The sequence below is a fragment of the Phyllobacterium sp. genome, from assembly GCF_037994425.1.
Taxonomy (GTDB): Bacteria; Pseudomonadota; Alphaproteobacteria; order Rhizobiales; family Rhizobiaceae; genus Phyllobacterium.
In genome coordinates this window covers 1-3160 of the sequence record NZ_JBBNAM010000424.1, presented here as the reverse complement: position 1 = coordinate 3160, position 3160 = coordinate 1, and the positions used below count along the sequence as shown (strand labels likewise).

Sequence of the window (3160 nt, the reverse complement as noted above, 5' to 3'; positions counted from 1 at the left end):
GGCGTATACCAGCACAGCACCGTTGCCCGCGATGGCCTGATTGACGTGATCGCCGGTTATGGTGCGCAAGTCGTGGCGCTCGGACGATCCGGTCATTTCATCCCGGTCGATACAGAAGCCGTGTCGGCGCAGACGATCGAACTGCTGCGCGGCTGGGCCAAGGAGCATGATCTCGACGCCATCGTTTCCGCCGATGGTGACGGCGACCGGCCGTTGGTGGCCGATGAGGTGGGGACCCCGATGCGCGGTGACCTCCTCGGGCTCATCGTCGCGCGCTTCCTTGAAGCAAGGGTCGTCGTCACACCGGTGACCTCCAATTCCGGCATCGAGGCGGCCGGCAGCTACCGCGTCACCCGCACCAAGGTCGGGTCCCCCTTTGTTATCGAAGGCATGAACAAGGCGACCGCCGCGGGCGAAACGGCGGTGATGGGTTTCGAGGCCAATGGTGGCGTGCTGACGCAGTCGGATTTCGCCGTGGCGAATGGAGCGCTGACCGCTCTTCCGACGCGCGACAGCTTTTTGCCGGTCCTGGCGACGTTGTTTCTCGCCAAGCAACAGGACAAGCCGCTTTCCGCGATCGCAGCCGATTTTCACCTGCCGGTGGCGGCCGCCGACCGGCTCGAGAATTTTGCCGTCGAGAGGAGCGCTGCAGTAATGGCGCATCTGCGTGCTTCTCCTGCAAACCTGGCGGCCTTCCTCAAACCGCTTGGCGCCGTTGGCTCGGTCAGCGATATCGATGGCCTGCGCGTTACATTGGCCGATCGCAACATCATTCACTTCCGTCCTTCCGGCAATGCGCCCGAAATGCGTTGCTATGTTGAAGCCGAGGATCAGGCAGCTGCCTCGTCGTTGCTTGAGAAAGGCCTTTCCCTCGTCCGCGACTGGACAAACACATCGACCCGATTGCCTATTGAAGGTTGAACTTTATAACCACGGTCCGTCAGTACCCGGAGATTTCTTATGACCAAGAAGATCATTCCAGTCATCATGGCCGGCGGCAAGGGCACCCGCCTGTGGCCATTGTCGCGATCGAACGCGCCGAAGCAGTTCATCCAGCTCGTCGATGAAAAGACGTTGTTCCAGCAAACCCTCGAGCGCGTGACCGACGCCGCCGTCTACGAGGCGCCTGTCGTCATCACCAATCAGGATTTTCGATTCACAGTGGCCGAGCAAGCCCGCGAAGTCGATGTTGATCTGTCCGCCATCATCCTCGAGCCGGTGGCTCGCAATACGGCCGCTGCCATCGCCGCAGCTGCTTTCCACTTGAAGAAGAAATTCGGTGAGGAGGCGATCCTCCACCTTCTGGCCTCCGACCACGTGATCGATGCGGGCAAGGATTGGAGCGAGGCGATCGCGACTGCGCGCCAGACCGCCGCATCAGGCAATATCGTCACATTCGGCATCAAGCCGACCGAGCCTGCAACCGGTTACGGCTATATCGAACAGGGCGAGCCGCTTTCGTCCGGCGCGCACAAGGTGAAGCGCTTTGTCGAGAAGCCGCAACTTGCTGCCGCAGAAGAGATGCTGACCGCTGGCGGCTTTTTCTGGAATTCCGGCATTTTCATGTGCCGGGCTGACCTGCTCCTGAATGAGCTCAGAATATATGCGCCTGCCGTGTACGAGGCTGCGGAAGCTGCCGTCGCCAAGGCTACAATCGATCTTGATTTTGTCCGTCTCGATGGGGCCAGTTTTCAGACAAGCCCCGATATTTCTATCGACTATGCGGTGATGGAAAAGACCGCCAATGCCGCCGTGGTCACGTCAGCTTTTGCATGGTCAGACCTCGGTAGCTGGGATGCCATCCGAAAGCTCGTCGAAAAGGACGAGAACGGCAATGTCGTTATCGGCAATGCCACCGTCATGAACACCGAAAATTCGCTGGTCCTGTCGCGTGCCTCGCATCTCGCGGTTCAAGGATTGAAGAATGTGGCTGTCATCGCCAGCGAGGATGCCGTCTACGTTGGTCGCCTCGACGAAGCCCAGGAAGTCGGCAAGCTGGTGAAACTCCTTGCCAAGGCCAAGGAAACATCAAGCCTGACGGAAACCCACCCGACCTGCTATCGCCCTTGGGGCGGTTATACATCGCTTTTCAACGGCGATCGTTTCCAGGTGAAGCGCCTGTTCGTGTCGCCGGGCAAAAAGTTGTCGCTACAGAGGCATTTCCACCGTTCTGAACACTGGGTATGCGTCAAAGGCACGGCTGAAGTAACGGTCGGCGACCAGGTGACATTCTTGCGTGAAAACGAGTCGGTCTATATTCCGCAGGGCGAGTTGCACCGGCTCTATAATCCCGGCCGGATTGTGCTGGAGATGATCGAAGTTCAGACCGGCTCCTATCTCGGCGAGGACGATATCGTCCGTGTCTCCGACGAGTTCGGGCGGGGATAGGCTCCCCGCGCGGATCGGCCCGGCGCCTGGGCACCAGCCGACGCTGATCGCCCTGATGCTGAAACGGAAGCTTCCTTGTGCTGTTGCCACTGGCTAAGGGTTAGCTCCGCATTTCACACGCTTGGGGCACAGGACGCGTGCTTCCGCGAAATCGCCGTTCCGCTTGCTGTCTGCCTCGCCTGGTCGAAACGCGGATGCGGCGTTGCGGTCGGTTGGCGCAATTGATCGGTACGCTGACGCACGTCTAAAGGGGTGTCCCATTTGTTCACGAACCGGACGGCGCGGTCGCCTCAAGACTGCTCGACGAGGAAGACGTGCCACCACCTATACCCACAAAGGGTAATCTTCCTCGCTGGGTCAGTATGCCTTCGTCGAGCAGTTGGAGAGGAGGTACGCGGTGCGCGAACCCTCCCGCCGCCGCTCAGCGCGGATTTATGGGCGACGTGTTGGCCGCTTGTGCGATGCTTCGATAACGATCGGCGCATCACCGTCGTGCATCGACATGTCTTTGGCTGCCCGCAGATCGTCGGTGTCGTGGCCCTCGTCGAACTCATCAAGGACTAGCCGGAGGATCGTTGCGGCTTCCTTTTTCTTTCCGAGGTCCGCTTCGAGTGCAGCGAGATCGGACGAGGCGCGAAGTTCCCAGCCGCGTGCGCACATCTTTCGACTGGCGGCGATGGCACCTGCAATGCAATGGCGTGCCTCATCCGAAGTGGAAATCGATCCCAAAAGGTTCCCCTTTATTCGCAGAAGTTCTGGGCCGTAGCAGAAG

At 59.7% G+C, this 3160-nt stretch carries 1 protein-coding gene and 2 pseudogenes; 2 read left to right on the top strand and 1 reads right to left on the bottom strand.

Annotated elements, in window-relative coordinates; genetic code table 11:
* Both AAAB35_RS28025 and AAAB35_RS28020 read left to right on the top strand, forming a co-directional pair.
* A pseudogene (locus AAAB35_RS28025) lies at nt 1-921 on the top strand (phosphomannomutase); the annotation flags it as partial.
* A 39-nt stretch (nt 922-960) separates the two neighbouring features.
* Nucleotides 961-2388 carry a mannose-1-phosphate guanylyltransferase/mannose-6-phosphate isomerase gene (locus AAAB35_RS28020; RefSeq protein ID WP_029867574.1) on the top strand — a complete coding sequence of 476 codons (1428 nt, stop codon included), beginning with the start codon at nt 961-963 and terminating at the stop codon, nt 2386-2388.
* Between the two features lie 432 nt (nt 2389-2820).
* Here the strand turns inward: AAAB35_RS28020 and AAAB35_RS28015 are convergent.
* Nucleotides 2821-3160: pseudogene (locus AAAB35_RS28015) on the bottom strand (transcriptional regulator); the annotation flags it as partial.

Excerpts from the sequence above, each read along its gene's own strand:
- AAAB35_RS28020 (WP_029867574.1), top strand. The coding sequence starts at position 961 with ATGACCAAGAAGATCATTCCAGTCATCATGGCCGGCGGCAAGGGCACC.